Raw genomic sequence first — 18,811 nt, forward strand, 5'->3', positions numbered from 1 at the left:
GCGCCACGCGCCCCGGTAGCGCCGGGCCATGCCCGGCGGATGCGCATCAGCCGCGCGCTGCCTGTACCCACGGTGGTGCCAGCTTCAGCAGCGTTGCATGCACCGGGCAGTCCTCGGCATGCGCGCCCGGCAGGTAGCCCAGGCTCATCAGGAACTCGCCGGTGATCTCGCCACCGGTGAAGCGGAACGTCTTCTTGAACAGCTTCACCCAGTCGGCCTTGCTGCGCGGATGGTGTGCGTCCAGCCAGGCGGCGAAACTGCCGTGGCTCTGGCGCAGCTGCTGGATCACCTGCGCGTTGTGGATCGCCGCCAGCACCTTCAAGCGGTTGCGGATGATGCCCGGGTCCGACAGCAGGCGCTCGATGTCCTGCTCGGCGTAGGCGGCGACGCGATCAACGTCGAACGCGTCATAGGCCGCGCGGAATCCCTCGCGCTTCTTCAGGATGGTTTCCCAGCTCAGGCCGGCCTGGTTGATCTCCAGCAGCAGGCGCTCGAACAGTTCACGCTCATCGCGCTGCGGGAAGCCATATTCATTGGCGTGGTAGTACTCGTGCACCGGATGGCCCGGGGCGATGCGGCAGTATCCGCTCATGGTGTGGCCGCCTCCGCGCGGTCGTTGCTGCGATCAATCTCCAGCTGGCCCGCCGCGCCGTCAAGCAGCAGCGTCGGCCAGCGCGGCGGCTGCATGGTCAGGCGGCCGTCGCGCAGGGCCTGTGGGGCCCCGTCCGAGGTGCGCTGGTCAACGTCCTGGAAGGAAACATCACCCTCCTTTCTCCAGCCAGCCGGTTCACGCACGTGCAGCTGGCAGCGCGGACCGCTGTACAGACTGGTCATGCACAGCAGCACGTCGTCTTCTCCATCGCCGTCCAGGTCACGGCGCAGGGTGACGCAGCGGTTGTCGCCGGTCTTGTCGTCGTCCAGGCAATCGCCCACGTGCAAGCGACGGTCCAGTATCGCCTGCCACCAGTCATCGGCTGGCGAGGCGGTGCCCTTGGCCTGCACGATCCGTGACTTCAGGCTGGCGAGGTCGCGCACGCCATCGTCGATGTCGTTATCCCAGCGTGACTCGCGCTTCTGCCGGGCCAGGGCCTGCACGATGATGCTGGAGGCGCGCGTGTCGGCCGCCAATGACGATGCTTTCTGCAGCGTGCGCAGCGCCTGCACACCTCGACGGCCCAGCTCGAAACGCAGCTGATTTGCGGCGTCCGCAGTCATCAACGCCGGATCGGCGCGCAGGCGCTTCATCTGGCTGGCCAGGGTGATGCGCACCGGGTCGATCACCGGCGAGATGGCCAGCAGTGCGGTTGCCAGCACGGCCCAGCACATCCCGCGGTTGACCGGCTCAAGCCGATGCAGCCAACGCCCGTGCCGGCGCAGTGCGGCGAAGGCGTAGCCGATGGCATAGCCGGCAATCAGCACTGCCACCGCCACGCCCCAGAAGCGCGAGAGGGTCCAGCCGTACTGGCTGACCCGCAGGGACATCGCATACAGCGCCAGGCCGGCGTAGATCGGCAGTGCCAGCAGGCTGGCCTCGACCAGCCGGCGCAGCCATGCCGGGTAGGGCGGGGTGCCGTCGTCGTGCTGGTAGACCGCGTTGGCCAGGCTGATCAGCAGCACCGCCAGCACCAGCAGCAGGCTGGCGGCCGAACGCGTGGCCCACAGCGGCGCCAGCCCGGTGAACGGCAGCGACAGCACGAACAGCACCGCGATGAACGACAGCAATGGCAGCAGGCCGCGGCAGATCGCGAAGAGCACCTGGCGGGTGATCTGCATCGCGCGATGCTGGGTGCGCCCGATCAGCACGCCGAAGCCTGCCAGCATGCCGGTGGCCAAGGCGATGAAGGCATCGCTGCCGAACAGGACGTGGAAGAAGTCGACCTTGACCATCCGGAACAGCGCCGCCCACAGCCATAGAAGCAGCCAGGTCAAGCCGGTGAACACCGCCGCCAGCACCAGGGTCAGCCCGTTCTGCCAGGCGCGTTCGAACAATGCGCCATAGTCGGCCCGCCAATGTCCGGCATGCAGGCGGAACTGCCACCACGGCAGGGCAATGAACGTGGCAACGGCCAGGCAGATCGAGAGCGGAACCTGCAGCACGGCCGCATACAGCGCGGTTTCTCCGCTCAGGTTCCAGGCGGTCCAGGCGGCCAGCGCGAGGACCAGCAACGAGGCCAACCCGGCGTGCAGCCACAGGCGCCAGGCCTTCAGATCGACCAGCGTCAAGGCCACTGCGGTGGGCACGGTCAATACCCAGGCATACCAGCAGTAGCGCCAGCCGATGTCCCGGAACGGCCATTGATCCGCCAGTTCCTGGGCCGCGAAAAGCATCAGCCCCTGCAGCAGTGCGATCAACACGATCATGCTGCGGGTGGGCCATGACAGCGTTGCATCCTGCTGCATCGGGTCGTCCTCCTTGCAAGAGCGCCATCCTAGCCCATCCCTTCGCGCCCGCATCCGGTCGCAGCGGTTAGAATGGCGCCCATGCCAGTAACGCCGACTTCCCTCGCCAATCACCTGCTCGTGGCGCTGCCGTCGCTGATCGACGCCACCTTCGCCCGCACCGTCGCGCTGATCTGCCAGCACGACGAGAACGGGGCAATGGGGGTGCTGGTCAACCAGCCGTCCGAGTACACCCTGGGCGAAGTGCTTGCGCAGATGGAGATCGCTACCGGCGATGGCGTCCTGCAGGCGCGTCCGGTGCTCAATGGCGGACCGGTGCATCCCGAGCGTGGCTTCGTCATCCATGACGACGCGCGCGCGTGGGATTCCAGCCTCGTCGTCGGTGACGGCCTGTACCTGACCACCTCGCGTGACATCCTCGAGGCGATGGCGCGTGGCGAAGGCCCGGCCAATGCCGTGGTCACCCTGGGCTGCGCGGGCTGGAGTGCCGGCCAGCTGGAAAGCGAACTGTCCGAAAACAGCTGGCTGACCGTGCCGGCCGATGCCGAACTGGTGTTCCAGCTGCCGCTGGAACAGCGCTGGCAGGGCGCCGCGTCGCGCATTGGCGTCGATCTGTTCCGGCTGACCGATTACAGCGGCCATGTCTGAGCCGGCCCTCATCCGTCGCGATGGCACCGTACTCGGTTTCGATGTCGGCTCGCGCCGGATCGGCGTGGCGATCGGCAGTGCCTTCGCCGCGCATGCACGCGCGGTGGCCGTGGTCGATGTGCACGGCAATGGCCCCGACTGGGCGGCGATCGAACGCCTGCTCAAGGAATGGAAGCCCGATGGCCTGGTGGTCGGCGATCCGCTGACCCTGGACGGCCAGGACCAGCCCAACCGCAAGCGCGCGCAGGGCTTTGCCCGCCAGCTGCGGGAACGTTTCAAGCTGCCGGTGGTGATGATCGACGAGCGTTCCAGCTCGGTCGAGGCCGCCCGCCGCTTCGCCGTCGAGCGCGCCGAAGGGCGCAAGCGTCGCCGCGACGCGGCTGCGCTCGATGCCGTGGCTGCGGCGGTGATCATCGACCGCTGGTTGTCGTCGCCGGACGACGCCATTCCCATTCCCTGACGATACGAACCCCGCCATGACCGCCCAGCAACTCGATGACTCCGGCCGCCTGCGCCACCTGTTGACGCTTGAAGGTCTTCCCCGCGACACCCTGGTGCAACTGCTCGACCGCGCTGGCCAGATCCGCGATGCCGCGGTCGGCCGTGTCGGCAACAAGCGCCACGTGCTGGGCGGATCGGCGGTGTGCACGTTGTTCTTCGAACCTTCCACCCGTACCCGCAGCTCGTTCCATCTGGCGGCGCAGCGGCTGGGTGCGGACGTGCTGAACTTCGACGCCTCCACCTCGTCCACGCGCAAGGGCGAAACCGCCTGCGACACGCTGAAGAACCTGGAAGCGATGGGCGTGCGTGGTTTCGTCGTGCGCCACCCCGATGACGGCGCCGTGGCGGCGCTGGCTGCGGTGGCGGGCGAGGGCACCGCGCTGGTCAATGCCGGCGACGGCCGCAGCTCGCACCCGACCCAGGGCCTGCTGGACATGCTGACCCTGCGCCAGGCCAAGGGCCCGGACTTCTCGAAGATGAAGGTGGTGATCGTCGGTGACGTCAAGCACTCGCGCGTGGCCCGCACCGACCTGCATGCCCTGCGCACGCTGGGCGTGGGCGAGATCCGCGTATGTGGCCCGCAGTCGCTGCTGCCTGACGACGACACCCTCAAGGGCTGCGTGGTCGGTGATGATTTCGACGCGATGCTGGAAGGCGTCGACGCGCTGATGATGTTGCGCCTGCAGCGCGAGCGCATGGAAGAAGGCCTGGTGCCGTCGCTGGAGCAGTACCACGCACAGTACGGCCTGAACACCACACGCCTGGCCCGCGCCGGCAAGGACGCAGCCGTGCTGCACCCGGGGCCGATCAACCGCGGCGTGGAAGTGACCGACGAAGTGGCCGACGGCCCGCAGTCGTGGGTGCTGCGCCAGGTCGCCAACGGCGTTGCCGTGCGCATGGCCGTGCTGGAAACCCTGCTGGGTTGATACCCCGCGTCCCGGTTGGGTGGGAATTCACCTTGAACTGCCTTGGTGGGTACCGACCGTTGGTCGGCACATAGGGGAATCACCTTGAACTGCCTTGGTGGGTGCCGACCGTCGGTCGGCACATAGGGGAATCACCTCGAACTGCCTCGGTAGGTGCCGACCGTTGGTCGGCACATAGGGGAATCACCTCGAACTGCCTTGGTGGGTGCCGACCGTTGGTCGGCACATAGGGGAATCACCTCGAACTGCCTCGGTAGGTGCCGACCGTTGGTCGGCACAGAGCAATCAGTCCCGTGAAGCGCTGGGCGCAACCATTGATTGGCTACAGGCCTACCTGCATCGGAGTAGTTGCCCGATAGAAGGGCACTGCCGGTAGGCACACGCTTGTGCCCATGAACCGTGCACGTCTATGCCTTGGCCGCCATTCCCGGATCGGGCAATCCTACATCCTGACCACCGTCACTCAGGGGCGTCGACGCTACTTCGACGATGCCACTGCCGCGCAGGTGGTGATGGACGTGGTCCGCCGCATCGATGCTGAAGGCCTGACACACTCACTTGCCTATGTGGTCATGCCGAACCACATCCATTGGCTTGTGGAACTCCGCGCGTTCTCGCTGGATTACATCATGCAACGCTTCAAATCGAGCAGTGCATTGCGGATCAACCGCATGTTCGGCCGATCAGGGCGATTCTGGCAATCGAGCTATCACGATCACGCGATCCGCTCCGATGAATCACTGTACCGGCATGCGATGTACGTGTTGGGGAATCCGATCAGGGCAGGGCTGACCGCACAGCTTGGTGAATATCCCCATGCGTGGTGTCGATGGGAGATCGAAGGGAGGTTCCAGGCAATTGAACACATTGGATTGGAGAGATAGTGCCGACCAACGGTCGGCACCCACCGACATACGTTTTCCAGCAGGGACCGTGACTCAGCGCTTCTGGGCGAACAGCCACGCCCACATCGCCGCGTCGGCGTAGGTGGCATCCCAGGCATTGTGGTTGCCTTCCGCGTACTCGGTATAGCGCACGTCGCGCGCGCCGGCGGTCTGGAACGCGGCATGCAGCCGGCGATCATCATCCGGTGGCACCACATCATCCAGCGCGCCGTGGAAGATCCAGATCGGGGTGCGCTGCAACCGTTGCGCGATCACCGCATAGGGATCCGCTTCGTTCGCCACCTGCTCGACGAACAGGGTAGGGCGTACCGCACGTGGTGCCAGCACCGCACCGCAGACCGGTACGATCGCGGCAAAGCGCTTCGGATCGTCCAGCGCGATGTTCCAGCTGCCATAGCCGCCCATCGACATTCCGGTCAGGTACTGCCTTGCCGGGTCAGCGTCGAATTCGGCAATCGTGGCATCCAGTGCCGCGATCGCCACCCGGTTGTTGCGGCCGCTCCATTCCTCGTCGCCGGGAACCTGCGGAAACACCGCCAGCGCGGGGAAGTCGGCCGCGTGCCGACGCAGGTACGGGCCCAGGCCTGCGTGGGTCTGCTTCACGCCATCGCCGCCGCGCTCGCCGGAGCCGTGCAGGAACAGCACCACCGGCAGCGGACCAGCCGCGCGCGCGGCGGCGGCCGGTATGAACACCTGGTAGTAGGCGGTGTCGCCGTCCACCTTCACCGCACGTGCCTCGAAGTGGCCGCGGGCACCGGGCGGCGTACTGGCACACCCGGTCAACATCAGCAGGGCCAGCAGCGGCAGCCAGCGCAGAAGCGATCGAAGCATGGCGGTTCCCATGAGGGCGATGTCGCCTCGATGGTAGTGCGCCGCGACCGGCCCGGCATCGTGCGCCGCATCACTGCGGGCGCGGGAAGCTGGCGATGATCTCCAGCTGCTCCTGTGCTTCGGCATTGCCGCCTGCGGCCGCGGCCTGCACCTGCGCCATGTCCGGGTGCAGCACCACCAGCAACGGGTTCTCGCACACCGGGCACACATACTCGGTGGCGTCCTCGTCCAGTTCCATCACCATTGCCCGCGAACTGCCTTTCCACTCGCAGGCGGCACAGGTGTGAAGCTGGTCGCGCCAACCCGGTGCAAAGTAGTTTTCGATCGTCGTTGCCATGGCAGTTCCAGTCAGTGCAGCAGGACCATGGTGGCCAGGCCGAGGAAAGTAAAGAAGCCCATCGAGTCGGTCACCGCTGTCAGGAAGATGCCGCTGGCCAGCGCCGGATCGAAGCCGAAGCGCTTCAGGCCCAGGGGCACCAGCACGCCGGCCAGTGCCGCGAACAACAGGTTGCAGGTCAGCGCGATGGCGATCACGGCCGAGAGTCCGGGCGAGTGGAACCAGGCGAGCACGATCAGGCCCAGCACCGAACCGAGCACCACGCCATTGAGCAGGGCCACCCGCACTTCCTTCCACAGCAGCGTGCGTGCGTTGGAACTGCCGACCTGGCCCAGTGCCAGGCCGCGCACCATCAGCGCCAGCACCTGGGTGCCGGCGTTGCCGCCGAGGCCAGCGACGATCGGCATCAACACCGCCAGGGCGACCAGCTTGTCGATGGTGCCCTCGAAGTGGCCGACCACGCTGGAGGCCAGGAAGGCCGTGCACAGATTCACCGACAGCCACATCAAGCGGCGGCGCATCGCGCGCCAGACCGGGCTGAACAGGTCCTCGTCCTCGTCCAGGCCGGCAGCGCCCAGCGCCTGGTGCTCGGCCTGGCCACGGATGATGTCGACCACGTCATCGATGGTGATGCGGCCGATCAGGATGTTGTTGTCATCCACCACCGGCGCGGAGATCCAGTCATGGTCGGAGAACTGCCGCGCCACTTCCTGGTCGCTCTCGCCGACATCGATGGCAGGCTGCTCATCGTCGATCAGGCGGTTGATCGGGGTGGTGTCTTCGTGGGTCACCAGCGAGGCCAGAGACACGCGGCCCAGGTACTGGTGGCGGCGGCTGACCACGAACAGGTGATCGGTGTGGTCCGGCAGTTCGCCGCGCAGGCGCAGGTAGCGCAGCACCACATCGACGTTGACGTCGGCGCGTACCGTCACCACGTCCGGGTTCATCAGGCGGCCGGCGCTGTCCTCGGGGTAGGACAGCACCTGCTCCAGGCGCTCGCGGTTCTCGCGATCCATCGACTTGAGGACTTCGTCGATGACCGTGTCCGGCAGGTCTTCAACCAGGTCGGCCAGATCGTCGATGTCGAGGTCTTCGACCGCGGCGATGATTTCGTCCGGGTCCATGTCCGCCAGCAGGCTTTCGCGCACGTCGTCGCCGACGTGGACCAGCACCTCGCCATCGTCTTCCGGATCGACCAGGCCCCAGACGATCTCGCGCTTGCCCGGCGGCAACGATTCGAGCAGGTTGCCGATCTCGGCCGGCGCCAGGGTATTGACCAGACGGCGTACCGGGCCCAGCCGACCGCTGTCCAGTGCATCGGACAGCATCCGCAACTGGCGCGCAGTCTTGTCGTGGCGTACGGCCTCAGCCATCGCAGCTCCCGCGGGATAAGAAAAGCCGCGATCCCAGCAAGGATGCGGCAACAGGGGTGTTCAGCGCGTCATTATCGCAAGGGGATGTTTCAGCGCATACCCCGCTGGCCACAGGCCACTGGGGTCCACGCATGCCACCTCATCCCCCGCCTGTCGGTGCGCTCCTTGAACAACAAGGGGCTGCTGCCCCAGATCGAATCCGCCGGGCATGGCCCGGCGCTACCAAAGGTGACACGCGGCGGTAGCGCCGGGCCGTGCCCGGCGAGCGCGTAGCGCGGGGGTCAGGACGCGTCCGCCACAAGCGCCAGCCAGCGCTCGATGCCGCGGCGGTCACGCATGCCCAGCAGCTTCGGTGCGCGGGCACGCAGGGCCCCCAGATCGGCATCACGGACGGCTCGGCGCACTTCCAACAGGGTGCCCGGGTGCAGGCTGAACTCGGTCAGGCCCAGCGCCAGCAGCAGCGGGGTCATCCGTGCGTCGCCCGCGATTTCGCCGCATACCGCCACCGGAATGCGATGGCGTGCGCCGGTCTCGATCACCATCTGCAGCAGGCGCAGCACGGCCGGATGCAGCGGCGAATACAGTTCGTCCAGTGCTTCGTTGTTGCGGTCGGCGGCCAGCAGGTACTGCACCAGATCGTTGGTGCCGATCGACAGGAAGTCGACCAGATCGATGAAGCTCTCCAGCGCCAGCGCGGCGGCGGGTACTTCGACCATCGCGCCCAGTGGCACATGCTCGGCCACCATGTGGCCCTCGGCGCGCAGTTGCTCGCCCAGTTTCAGCATGCGCCGGCGTACCGCCAGCAGTTCGTCGCGGGTGCTGACCATGGGCACCAGCACGCGCAGCTTGCCGTAGGCCGAGGCACGCAGGATCGCGCGCATCTGGGTGTCGGCCACCTTGGGCCGCGCCAGCGACAGGCGCACGCCGCGCAGGCCCAGCGCCGGGTTTTCCTCGTTGCTCAGGGTCAGGCCGGTGCGGTCGGCCTTGTCTGCACCCAGGTCGAGGGTGCGGATGGTCACCGGCCGGCCACTCATGCCCAGCGCCGCATCGCGGTAGGTCTGGAACTGTTCTTCTTCGTCCGGCAGCTCGTTGCGCTGCAGGAACAGGAATTCGGTGCGGTACAGGCCCAGGCCATGGGCGCCCAGCGCATGCGCCTGGGTCACATCTTCCAGCGATTCGGCGTTGGCCAGCAGTGCGATGTCGACCTGGTCGCGGGTACGGCTGGGCTTGCTGCGCAGGCGGCCGAGCTCGCGCTGCTCGCGTGCGTGCTCCTTCAGGCGCGCCCGGTAATCACGCAGGTTATCGGCCTGCGGGTTGACGGTGATGCTGCCGTCGGCGCCATCGATGATCAGCACGTCGCCGTCGATCACCTTGTTCAGCAGCTGCGGCACGCTGACGATCAACGGCAGGTGCAGGCTGCGGGCAAGGATCGCACTGTGCGAAAGCGCGCTGCCAGCGCTGGTGACGATGCCGACCACACCGTGCGATTGCAGCTGGGCCAGCTCGGAAGGGGCGATGTTGTCGCAGACCAGGATTTCGCCGGCCAGGCCCTTCACCGCTGTGGGCCGTTCCGGCTGCAGGAACGCGTGGATGCGCCCGATCACATGGTCGAGATCGTCCATGCGGCTCTTCAGGTAGGCATCGTCCATGCCGTCGAAGACTTTGGCCAGGCGGTCGCGCTGCAGGCGCAGCGCGTAGCCGGCACTGTAGGGACCACTGCGGATCAGTTCGTCCAGGCCGAACAGCAGTTCGGGATCGTCCAGCAGCAGTGCATGCAGGTCGAGGAACTCGCCCACTTCCTGGTTCAGCGCGCCATGCAGGCGCTGGCGCAGCTCGTGCATCTCCGTGCGCGCCGCGTCCACGGCGCGATGCAGGCGTGCCAGCTCGGATTCAACCTGGGAGGGGCCGACGCGCTGTTCGGCTACTTCCAGTGCATGCGGCAGGCGCACGCGGGCGCGGCCCATTGCCGTGCCGCGGGCGGCGCCGTGGCCGGCCAGCAGCTGTACCGGCCGTTGGCCGGTAGGGGTTTGGCCGGCGCGCGCGCGCGGCACGCTCAGTTGTCCTCGTCGAAGCGACGCTCGAACAGGTCGACCACTGCATCCATCGCGGCGACTTCGTCTTCGCCGTTGATGCGGATGGTGACCGGCGTGCCTTGCCCTGCCGCCAGCAGCATCACGCCCATGATGCTCTTGGCGTTGATCTCACGGCCCTTGGCGGCCATGGTCACGTTGCAGCGGAACGGCGCCAGGGTCTGCACCAGCTTGGCGGTGGCCCGGGCATGCAGGCCCAGGCGGTTGCTCACAGTGAGTTCTCGTTCAAGCATCGTCGACTATCGCTCCATTACGGGTGCCCGCCGCCGCAGTGGCGGGCAGTTGATCCAGTCCCTGTTCCGGATAATTCATCACCCGCAGCAACATCGGCAGACTCAGCGCCGACACCCGGCGAACCGGGGTCCCCAACCGGGCCAGCTGCCCGGCAAGGTTGGCAGGGCTGGCGCCGTACAGGTCGGTCAGGATCAGCACGCCATCGCCCCCATCGACCCGCCGCAGAGCGGCCGAGGCGAGCGGGAGCAGAGCATCCAGGTCTGCGTCGAACGGTACTTCGAAAGCTTCGGTCTTCAGCGGCAACTGCCGCAGAAGCCGGGTCGCCACGTCGAGCAGGGCGATCCCGACCCCAGGATGTGTTACGAGGAGAATGCCACAGGTCATTACTGCACGTTAACAGGTCAAGGTGAATTGGCGATAGCAGCAGGAGAGGGGCACTGTGTCCCGTATTCAGCGTTGTTCGGGTCAGAGCCCTTTTTCGTTGAAAAAGGGATCCGACTCCATCCGTTTTCTCGATGCCTGATAGAGATTCATCCACGCATGGCGTGGATCTACCGTGTCGACCAAGGTCGACACCCACCAACAGCCAAACGACGATGCGCCGCTATCTGTCGAAGGCGGGGTGGGTCCGGTGGCGGGGGTGTCCGCGGCATGGATGCCGCGGCCAAGCCCCCAAGGATGGGTTTACGGCGTCCCCCGCCACCGGACCCACCCCGCCGTCCCACGTAATCCGGCTGTTGCTGTTGCTGTTGACGTTGCCGTGGTTTCTGCGGGTGCCGGGCGCAGCCCGGCCGACCCTGTCAATCCTGTTCGCGGTGGTACGTCGCCACGTCTTCCCAGCCCATCTCACGCGCATGGCGGGCCAGGCGTTCGGCCAGGAACACCGAGCGGTGCTTGCCGCCGGTGCAACCGAAGGCCACCGTCACATAGCTGCGGGTGCCATCGCCCAGTTTGGGCAGCCAGGTATCCAGGAAATCCATCAGCTGCGCCAGGTAGCGCTGCACATCCGGCTGCGCCTCCAGGTAGTCGCGCACGCCCGGCTCGCGGCCGCTCAACGCACGCAGTTCCGGATCCCAATGCGGGTTGGGCAGCACGCGCGCGTCGAACACGAAGTCGGCCTCGGCCGGTACGCCACGCTTGTAGGCGAACGATTCGAACAGCAGCGACAGGCGGCTGGCATGGCCCATCGCAAATTCAGTGATGATCCGGCGCCGCAGCTGGTGCACGTTCAACGCACTGGTATCGATCACCGCATCGGCTTCGCGGCGCAGCGGCGCGATCAGCTCGCGCTCACGGGCAATCGCTTCGGGCAGCGACAGGCCCAGCTGGCTCAGCGGGTGCCGGCGGCGGGTGTCGGCGTAGCGCTTGAGCACCGTTTCATCGCTGGCCTCGAAAAACAGCACCTTGGCGTCGACGCCGGCATCGGTGGCCAGCTGCCGCCAGCTGGACAACTGGGTCAGGTCGCTCTGCCCACGCACGTCGATGCCCACTGCCAACCGGCGCGATGCCGCGCCGTCATGGTGGCTAAGCACATTGCGCACGAAATCCGGCAGCAGCTGGATCGGCAGGTTGTCCGAACAGTAGTAGTCCTGGTCCTCGAAGGTCTTCAGGGCGACGGATTTACCCGAGCCGGACAGGCCACTGACGATGATCAGGGTCGGGGCGGTGGGAATGACGGTGCTCATGGACGGGCTCTTCGAAGGACAGGGGGGTCAGGGCGTTCGCCGTTCCAGCAGGTTGCTGTGGCGGGCGATGAACATCGCCGCCGGGTCGATACCCTTGGTACGCAGAATGTGCAGGCGGGTGGCCGCCTCGGTCAGGACGGCCAGGTTGCGGCCGGGCATCACCGGCAGGGTGATCAGCGGCACGTCCAGGTCCAGCACGTGGCGCGTGCCCGAGTCGCCGGTCAGGCGCTCGTAACCATGGGGGGTGGGCTCGGTCATCGGCTTGGTCAGGTGGACGATCAGCCGAAGGTACTTGTTCTTCTTTACAGCGGTGTCGCCAAACATCTCGCGCACGTTCAGCACGCCCAGGCCGCGCACTTCCAGCAGGTCCTGCAGCAGTTCCGGGCAGGTGCCATCGAGCACGTCGGGGGCGATCTGGGTGAACTCGGGGGCGTCGTCGGCCACCAGGCGGTGACCGCGGCTGAGCAGTTCCAGGGCCAGCTCGCTCTTGCCTGATCCCGCTTCACCGGTGATCAGCACGCCGATGGAGTAGATCTCCATGAACACGCCATGCAGGATCACCCGCGGCGCCAGCGTCCGGGCCAGGTGGTAGGACAGGTGGTTGAGCAGTTCGTGGCCGCGCTTGGGTGACAACCACAGCGGCGTGCCGGATTCATCCGCGGCCGCGCGCAGGTCTTCCGGGCACGGCTGGTTGCGGGTCAGCACCAGCGCCAGCGGATGCGACTGCATGATCTTTTCGATGGTTTCCCAGCGCTGGCGTGGTTCCAGCGCGTCCAGCCAGGACAGTTCCTCGGTACCGAGGATCTGCACCTTGTTGGGATAGATCGCATTGAGATAGCCGGCCAGCGAAGGGCGTCGCGAGACCGTATTGCCGGCCTCCAGCTCACGCTTCTCGCCGGATTTGCCCGCTGCCCAACGCAGGCCGAGCCGCTCTCGCTGCTGTTCGAACAGTTCGCGGGCAGTGATGCTGGTATTCATGCGGCGCTCGCCGGTGGGGTCAGGTCCAGGGCCTGGCGCAGCTCCCGTGCATCACCGGCCTCGCGCAGCGCCTGGCGGATGCAGGGCGCGGAAAACAGCTCGGCCAGCTCGGACAGCAGCATCAGGTGTTGATGGGTGTAGTGGGCGGGAACGGCCATGGCGAACACCAGGTCCACCGGCTCGTCACCACCGAAATCGACCGGGGTCTGCAGACGCAGCAGCGCGCCACGGGGGCGATCCAGGGTCGGCGCACGACCATGCGGGATGGCGATGCCGTAGCCGATCGCGGTACTGCCCAACGCCTCGCGCTGGCACAGGTTGAGATAGATCTGTTCGGCGTTGGCCTGGCGGCAGGCCAGCAATCCGGCCGCGGCCTGCAGGACGCTGTCGCGGTCGGTGGCCGTGCAGAGTTGGGTCTGCACGGCCGCCAGGAGGTCAGTCAGGGGCATGTCTGCGGGGAGCGGTGGCGATCAGCCACCATTGTCGCCCACCGGCAGCGGTGCGTGCTGCTGTTTTTTCTCCTTGTGCTTGATCACCAGGCGGTCAAGCTTGTCCGCCAGCAGGTCGATCGCCGCATACATGGTTTGCGCATTGGCTTCAGCGTGCAGGGTCTGACCCGGAATATTGAGGCTGGCATCGACGTGGTGTTCAGTCTTCTGCAGCTTGAGCGTCACCCGCGCTTCGCAGTGCTGGTCGAAGTGTTTGCCGATCCGGGCCAGCTTCTCCTCTACATAGGACTGCAGGGCCGGGGTGACTTCGACATCTTTGCCAAACGTTTCGATGCGCATCGGGTTTCTCCTTTGATCGGATGTGCCAATGAACCTCTCCGCCGGGCGCGGCGGCGCGTCAAACGATTCTGACTCTTTCGTGCGAGGCGGAGATGTTCATGGCCTCACGATACTTCGCCACGGTGCGCCGCGCTACTGGGATTCCCGACGATTTGAGCAGGTCAGCCAGCTTGGCGTCAGAAAGCGGCTTGCGTGGGTTCTCGTCATCGATCAGGCGCCGGATCATGGCCTGGATGGCGGTGCTGGACGCTTCGCCGCCGCCGTCGGTGTCGATGCCCGAGGCGAAGAAGGCGCGCAGCGGCAAGGTGCCGCGTGGCGTACGCACATGTTTGCGGGCGATCGCGCGCGATACGGTGGATTCGTGCAGGCCCAGTTCGGCTGCGATCTCGCGCAGGGTCAGCGGGCGCAATGCCTGTTCGCCAAATTCAAGGAAGCCGGCCTGCTGCTGGATCAGGCTTCGCACTACCCGCAACAGCGTCTCGCCTCGCGCCTGCAGGCCCTTCAGCAGCCAGCGTGCCTCCTGCAGCTGGCCGCGCAGATAACCGGCATCCGCGTCACCGCAGCGGCGGATCATCTGCTCGTAACCGCGGTGGATCACCAGCTTGGGGCCGGCATGGGCGGCCAGCGCGGCGCGCCAGATGCCGTTCTGCCGCCATACGACGACGTCGGGCACCACGTAGGTGTCCTGGGCGAGCGGGGCGATCTGGGTGCCGGGGCGCGGGTCCAGCGAGCGCAGCAGGGCCACGGCGGTCTCGACCTCGGCCAGCGGCTGCTTCAACTGCTGGGCCAGGCCCGTCACGCCCGAGCGCGGCAGTTGTTCCAGTGGGCCGGCGGCAACCTGCCGGGCCAGGGCCAGGCACGGGGTATCAGCAGGAAGCACGTCCAGCTGCAGTTGCAGGCATTCGCCAAGGCTGCGTGCGGCCACGCCTACGGGGTCGAAGCGCTGGATCTGGTGCAGCACGGTCAGGATTTCGTCTTCACCGGCGTGGATCGCCGGCAACAGCGCTTCGGCGATGGCCGAGAGCGGCTCGCGCAGATAGCCGTCGTCTTCCAATGAATCGATCAGCGCGGCGCCGATGCTGCGGTCGCGCTTGGACAGGTGGGTCAGGTGCAGCTGCCACAGCAGGTGGTCGGCCAGGGTTTCGGTTTCGGCAACGCGTTCGGCGGCACTGCCGTTGTCGTCGTCGTCATCGAAACTGCCGCCGCTGCCGCCACTGCTCCAGTCCAGCTCGGCAGGTGCCCAGTCGTCGCCGCTGCTTTCAGCGTTGTCGGGCGGGGCGTCATTGTCGCCGCCCGCGTCCTCGCTGCTGCCGTCCTTGTCGACACCGGCGCCTTCGTCGCTGCTGTCCGACCAGTCCAGCAGCGGATTGCTCTCCACCGCCTGGGCGATTTCCAGCTCCAGCTCGGTCGTGGACATCTGCAGCAGCTTGATCGCCTGCTGCAGCTGGGGCGTAAGCACCAGCTGCTGTCCCAACGATGTCTGCAGCCGAGTCTTCATGCCTGTGCCGAACGGAAGGGAGAGGGCCCGGCGGCCGCGGTTACAGCTTGAAGGAGTCCCCAAGGTAGACGCGACGCACGTCGGCATTGTCCAGGATCGCCTCGGGCGAGCCCTGGGCCAGTACGGTGCCCTCTGCGAGGATATACGCGCGGTCGCAGATTCCCAAGGTCTCGCGCACGTTGTGGTCGGTGATCAGCACACCGATGCCGCGTTGCTTGAGATGGGTGACGATGCGCTGGATTTCGCCGACCGAGATCGGGTCGACACCGGCGAAGGGTTCGTCGAGCAGGATCAGGCGCGGTTTGGCGGCCAGTGCACGGGCGATCTCGCAGCGACGGCGCTCACCACCGGACAGGCTGGCGCCGAGCTGTTCGGAAACATGCCCAAGCTGCAGTTCGTCGAGCAGGCTGTTCAGTTCGCGCTCGCGGCCCGCCGAATCCAGGTCCTCGCGCAGTTCCAGCACCAGGCGCAGGTTGTCGGCCACGGTCAGCTTGCGGAACACCGACGGTTCCTGCGGCAGGTAGCCCACGCCCTGCTTGGCGCGGGTGTACATCGGGTCGCCGGTGATGTCCTTGCCGTCCAGCACGATGCTGCCGGCATCGGCACCGACCAGGCCGACGATCATGTAGAAGCAGGTGGTCTTGCCGGCGCCGTTGGGACCGAGCAGGCCAACCACTTCACCGGCGTCCAGGGTCAGCCCGAAGTCCTTGACGACTTCGCGCTGCTTGTAGCGTTTGCGCAGGCCAGTTGCGACGAGCATTACTTCTTGCCTCCAGCCGGAGCCGGAGCGGCAGCAGGCGTCTTGTTCTTCGGCGGAATCACGGTGCGCACGCGGCTGCCATCACCGCCGGAGTTCATTTCACCGCTGCGGGTGTTGTAGACCATGCGCTGGCCCGCATTGGTGCCGCGCGCGCTGGTGACCTTGTAGTTGCCGGTCAGGGTGATGATCTCGGTGGTGATGTCGTAGTCGATCCGGTCGGCCACCGCATCCATCCAGGTGCCATCGTCGAGCTGCTGCTTCATCTTGGCCTGCTTGCCGGTGAACACCGCACGCACGGCTTCGCCGCCCTTGAGGTAGATCTCCGCTTCGGACGAGCGCAGGTCCAGGGTGCCCTGGGTGATGATCACGCCACCGGACAGCACGGTCTTGCCATCACCGGTGAGGGTGCCGGACTGCGCACCGGAATCAATGTTCATCGCTTCGTTGCGGTCCGTCGACTTGGCAAAGGCGACAGCGGGGACAAGAAGACTGAGTGCGAGCACGGCTGCAAAGGGAATCTTCATCGGGGTCCGTTCTACCGGTGGTGGCCCTCCGGCGGGACCGGGGGCGGCGGGTGGGGGCTGCCGGCTTCGCGCCTGTCGGGAAGACGTCGCGGGCGGGCGGCGGAATCAGCGCTTGGGCGTGTAACGACCCTTGGACTGGCTGAGGAAATGATACGTGTTGTTCTTCGAATCCACCTCGAACCCGACGCCGGACTGCTCCATGCCGGGCCGGGTCATGGTCACCAGGGCATCGGTGCGGGCGCGGTTGTCTTTCGGGAATACATCCAGGTGGTCGGTGCGGAAGGTGGTCGGGACCACGCCCGGGCCGGCCGGGCTGTCGCCGGCGACGTTGCCCCGCAGCTTCATCTCGTCGCCCTTGGCACTGAGCCAGCCGGTCTGGGCGCGCAGCGTCCAGTGCTTACCGTCCTTGTCGGGCATTTCGAACAGCGGCGTGGTGATGTTGAGCGTCTGGTCGCCACGCTGGCGTTCCAGCAGGGGCGCGCGCAGGGTGGTCGATTCCTTGCCATGTTCGTCCAGGGCGACGATCTGGAAATCGTGCAGGATGTAGTCCACGCCGGCGTCCTGGCCTTCGGCGGCAGGTGCCTTTTCGCGGTTGCGCAGCGCCGCCCAGCTGCTCAGCAGGGCGGCCAGCAGCAGGCAGACGCCGAGGATCATCCGCCAGTTGAGGGTGGGGGCATTCATGCGCCGAACCTCGCCAGCACGGCGTCCACGCGACCCTGCGCGGCCAGCAGCACGTCGCACAGCTCGCGCGCGGCACCACGGCCTCCGTCGGCACGGGTGATCCAGTGCACGCGCTCGGCGATCCACGGGTGGGCATTGGCCGGAGCCACCGCCAGGCCGACCGCGCCCAGCGGCGCCAGGTCCGGCAGATCGTCACCCATGAAGGCCACTTGGTCCAGGCCGATGCCGTGCTGGGCGCACAGCGCCTGCACGCTGGCCAGCTTGTCGCCGACGGCGATCTGGGTGTCGATGCCCAGGTCGGCGCCGCGCTTGAGCGCGGACTGGCTGTTGCGCGCGGTGATCAGCACGGGGTGGATGCCGTGCTGCTGCAGCAGTTTCAGGCCCAGACCATCCTGCACGAAGTACGCCTTGCTCTCGTTGCCATCCTTGTCGTAGTACAGCCGACCGTCGGTGAGGGTGCCGTCCACGTCGAAGCAGGCCAGGCGGATACCGGCCGCAACGGCATGCAGGTGGGTGGGGAAGGCGGGCAGGGGGGACCAGGGCATCAGGGCATCGGACTCGGTGGTTGCGGGCTCGTTGGTACAGACTGAATGGGGTCTACGGACTGTCGGTTAAACCACCCGCGCCCGCAACAGGTCATGAATGTTCAGGGCGCCGACCGCGCGGCCCTGGCTGTCGACCACGATCAGGCCGGTGATCTTGTGGGTTTCCATCAGCCGCGCAGCCTCCACCGCCAGCTTGTCGGCGCTGATGGTGCGCGGTTGCCGGGTCATCACATCGGCGATCCTGGCGGTGCGCACGTCCAGGTCGGTGTCCAGGGCGCGGCGCAGGTCGCCGTCGGTGAACAGCCCGATCAGCACGCCCTGGTCGTCGACCACGGCGGTCATGCCCAGGCGCTTGCGGCTCATCTCCATCAGCGCTTCGCTGAGGCTGGCGCCGACATCGACCTTGGGCAGGTCCTCGCCGGTGTGCATGACGTCGGTGATGTGCAGCAGCAGGCGGCGGCCGAGGCTGCCGGCCGGGTGCGAACGGGCGAAATCGTCGGCGGTGAAGCCGCGTGCATCCAGCAGGGCCACCGCCAGCGCGTCACCCATCGCCAGCGAGGCGGTGGTGCTGGAGGTGGGCGCCAGCGCCAGCGGGCAGGCTTCGGCTGGCACGCTCACATCCAGGTGGAAATCGGCAGCGCTGGCCAGGCTCGACTGCGGGCGGCCGGTCATGGCGATCAGCACATTGCCCTGGCGCTTGAGCACCGGCAGCAGCATCAGCAGCTCATCCGATTCCCCCGAATAGGACAGGGCCAGCACCACGTCGTCCTCGGTGATCATGCCCAGGTCACCGTGGCCGGCCTCGCCCGGATGCACGTAGAACGCCGGGGTGCCGGTGGAAGCCAGGGTGGCGGCGATCTTGCGCGCGACATGGCCGGACTTGCCCATGCCGGTGGCGACTACCCGGCCGCGGCTGCCCAGGATCGCCCGGCAGGCCTGCTGGAAGGCATCGCCGAGGCGGTCGGCCACGGCGTCCAGCGCCTGCCGTTCGATCTCGAACACGCGCCGGCCACTGGCGACCAGGGCGGCAGGGTCGGCGGAACGGGGGGGCAACAGGGATTCGGCCATGCGGACGCCACGCAGCGGAAGTAGAATGGACGCACATTT

At 66.9% G+C, this 18,811-nt stretch carries 22 protein-coding genes; 4 read left to right on the forward strand and 18 right to left on the reverse strand.

Going from position 1 to position 18,811, the window contains the following annotated elements; translation table 11 throughout:
* Positions 1-46 precede the first annotated feature (46 nt).
* Together LC407_RS01240 and LC407_RS01245 are read right to left on the reverse strand one after the other, a co-directional pair.
* Positions 47-592, reverse strand: coding sequence for a DNA-3-methyladenine glycosylase I (locus LC407_RS01240; protein ID WP_025874034.1), 546 nt, complete (start codon positions 590-592; stop codon positions 47-49).
* Positions 589-2,400, reverse strand: a complete 1,812-nt coding sequence (locus tag LC407_RS01245; protein WP_223482044.1) for a DUF4153 domain-containing protein — start codon at positions 2,398-2,400, stop codon at positions 589-591. Before LC407_RS01245 ends, LC407_RS01240 begins: the two co-directional genes overlap by 4 nt.
* An 81-nt stretch (positions 2,401-2,481) precedes the next feature.
* Here LC407_RS01245 and LC407_RS01250 point away from each other — a divergent pair, with 81 nt between their 5' ends.
* From LC407_RS01250 to LC407_RS01265, 4 genes are all read left to right on the forward strand, one after another.
* A complete protein-coding gene (locus tag LC407_RS01250; RefSeq protein WP_223482045.1) occupies positions 2,482-3,048 on the forward strand; it encodes a YqgE/AlgH family protein in 567 nt (188 codons plus the stop codon).
* Positions 3,041-3,508, forward strand: coding sequence for a Holliday junction resolvase RuvX (gene ruvX / locus LC407_RS01255; protein WP_025874031.1), 468 nt, complete (start codon positions 3,041-3,043; stop codon positions 3,506-3,508). The genes LC407_RS01250 and ruvX overlap by 8 nt, the downstream gene beginning before the upstream one ends.
* A gap of 16 nt (positions 3,509-3,524) precedes the next feature.
* The gene (locus LC407_RS01260; RefSeq protein WP_080149501.1) at positions 3,525-4,475 is read left to right on the forward strand and encodes an aspartate carbamoyltransferase catalytic subunit; all 951 of its coding nucleotides are present in this window, start codon (positions 3,525-3,527) and stop codon (positions 4,473-4,475) included.
* A 392-nt stretch (positions 4,476-4,867) separates the two neighbouring features.
* Positions 4,868-5,359 (forward strand): transposase, encoded by a 492-nt coding sequence (locus tag LC407_RS01265; protein WP_223482046.1) that lies wholly within the window; start codon positions 4,868-4,870, stop codon positions 5,357-5,359.
* A 54-nt stretch (positions 5,360-5,413) separates the two neighbouring features.
* Here the strand turns inward: LC407_RS01265 and LC407_RS01270 are convergent, their stop codons facing one another.
* The 16 genes from LC407_RS01270 to LC407_RS01345 form a co-directional block, all read right to left on the reverse strand.
* Complete coding sequence (locus tag LC407_RS01270) at positions 5,414-6,211, reverse strand: prolyl oligopeptidase family serine peptidase (protein WP_100436581.1); 798 nt, start codon at positions 6,209-6,211, stop codon at positions 5,414-5,416.
* A 70-nt stretch (positions 6,212-6,281) separates the two neighbouring features.
* Positions 6,282-6,548: a hypothetical protein gene (locus tag LC407_RS01275; RefSeq protein ID WP_025874027.1), complete on the reverse strand. Its 267-nt coding sequence runs from the start codon at positions 6,546-6,548 to the stop codon at positions 6,282-6,284.
* A gap of 11 nt (positions 6,549-6,559) precedes the next feature.
* Entirely contained in the window at positions 6,560-7,921 is a 1,362-nt protein-coding gene (mgtE, locus tag LC407_RS01280) for a magnesium transporter (RefSeq protein WP_025874026.1), read from the reverse strand.
* Positions 7,922-8,202: 281 nt separating this feature from the next.
* The gene (gene ptsP, locus LC407_RS01285) at positions 8,203-9,972 is read right to left on the reverse strand and encodes a phosphoenolpyruvate--protein phosphotransferase (protein WP_223482047.1); all 1,770 of its coding nucleotides are present in this window, start codon (positions 9,970-9,972) and stop codon (positions 8,203-8,205) included.
* 2 nt (positions 9,973-9,974) lie between these two features.
* Positions 9,975-10,244, reverse strand: a complete 270-nt coding sequence (locus tag LC407_RS01290; protein WP_025874024.1) for an HPr family phosphocarrier protein — start codon at positions 10,242-10,244, stop codon at positions 9,975-9,977.
* Positions 10,237-10,629, reverse strand: a complete 393-nt coding sequence (locus tag LC407_RS01295; RefSeq protein WP_025874023.1) for a PTS fructose IIA component family protein — start codon at positions 10,627-10,629, stop codon at positions 10,237-10,239. Before LC407_RS01295 ends, LC407_RS01290 begins: the two co-directional genes overlap by 8 nt.
* A 416-nt stretch (positions 10,630-11,045) precedes the next feature.
* Positions 11,046-11,930, reverse strand: a complete 885-nt coding sequence (gene rapZ, locus LC407_RS01300; RefSeq protein ID WP_032951584.1) for an RNase adapter RapZ — start codon at positions 11,928-11,930, stop codon at positions 11,046-11,048.
* Positions 11,931-11,957: 27 nt separating this feature from the next.
* On the reverse strand, positions 11,958-12,908 hold the full coding sequence (gene hprK, locus LC407_RS01305; RefSeq protein WP_004147299.1) for an HPr(Ser) kinase/phosphatase: 951 nt from the start codon (positions 12,906-12,908) through the stop codon (positions 11,958-11,960).
* Entirely contained in the window at positions 12,905-13,357 is a 453-nt protein-coding gene (locus LC407_RS01310) for a PTS sugar transporter subunit IIA (protein ID WP_032977285.1), read from the reverse strand. Before LC407_RS01310 ends, hprK begins: the two co-directional genes overlap by 4 nt.
* Positions 13,358-13,378: 21 nt before the next feature.
* Entirely contained in the window at positions 13,379-13,696 is a 318-nt protein-coding gene (gene raiA, locus LC407_RS01315) for a ribosome-associated translation inhibitor RaiA (RefSeq protein ID WP_004147311.1), read from the reverse strand.
* Positions 13,697-13,754: 58 nt separating this feature from the next.
* Positions 13,755-15,194 (reverse strand): RNA polymerase factor sigma-54, encoded by a 1,440-nt coding sequence (locus LC407_RS01320; protein WP_100435910.1) that lies wholly within the window; start codon positions 15,192-15,194, stop codon positions 13,755-13,757.
* Between the two features lie 40 nt (positions 15,195-15,234).
* On the reverse strand, positions 15,235-15,954 hold the full coding sequence (gene lptB, locus LC407_RS01325) for an LPS export ABC transporter ATP-binding protein (RefSeq protein WP_025874019.1): 720 nt from the start codon (positions 15,952-15,954) through the stop codon (positions 15,235-15,237).
* Complete coding sequence (lptA, locus tag LC407_RS01330; RefSeq protein WP_025874018.1) at positions 15,954-16,478, reverse strand: lipopolysaccharide transport periplasmic protein LptA; 525 nt, start codon at positions 16,476-16,478, stop codon at positions 15,954-15,956. The genes lptB and lptA overlap by 1 nt, the downstream gene beginning before the upstream one ends.
* A gap of 105 nt (positions 16,479-16,583) precedes the next feature.
* Positions 16,584-17,159, reverse strand: coding sequence for an LPS export ABC transporter periplasmic protein LptC (gene lptC, locus LC407_RS01335; RefSeq protein WP_223482048.1), 576 nt, complete (start codon positions 17,157-17,159; stop codon positions 16,584-16,586).
* Positions 17,156-17,704 carry an HAD hydrolase family protein gene (locus LC407_RS01340; RefSeq protein ID WP_140224780.1) on the reverse strand — a complete coding sequence of 183 codons (549 nt, stop codon included), beginning with the start codon at positions 17,702-17,704 and terminating at the stop codon, positions 17,156-17,158. The genes lptC and LC407_RS01340 overlap by 4 nt, the downstream gene beginning before the upstream one ends.
* 66 nt (positions 17,705-17,770) lie before the next feature.
* Positions 17,771-18,772, reverse strand: a complete 1,002-nt coding sequence (locus LC407_RS01345; RefSeq protein WP_025874015.1) for a KpsF/GutQ family sugar-phosphate isomerase — start codon at positions 18,770-18,772, stop codon at positions 17,771-17,773.
* Between the last annotated feature and the right edge of the window lie 39 nt (positions 18,773-18,811).

It is taken from the genome of Stenotrophomonas sp. OVS01A (assembly GCF_019969775.1).
GTDB lineage: Bacteria > Pseudomonadota > Gammaproteobacteria > Xanthomonadales > Xanthomonadaceae > Stenotrophomonas > Stenotrophomonas indicatrix.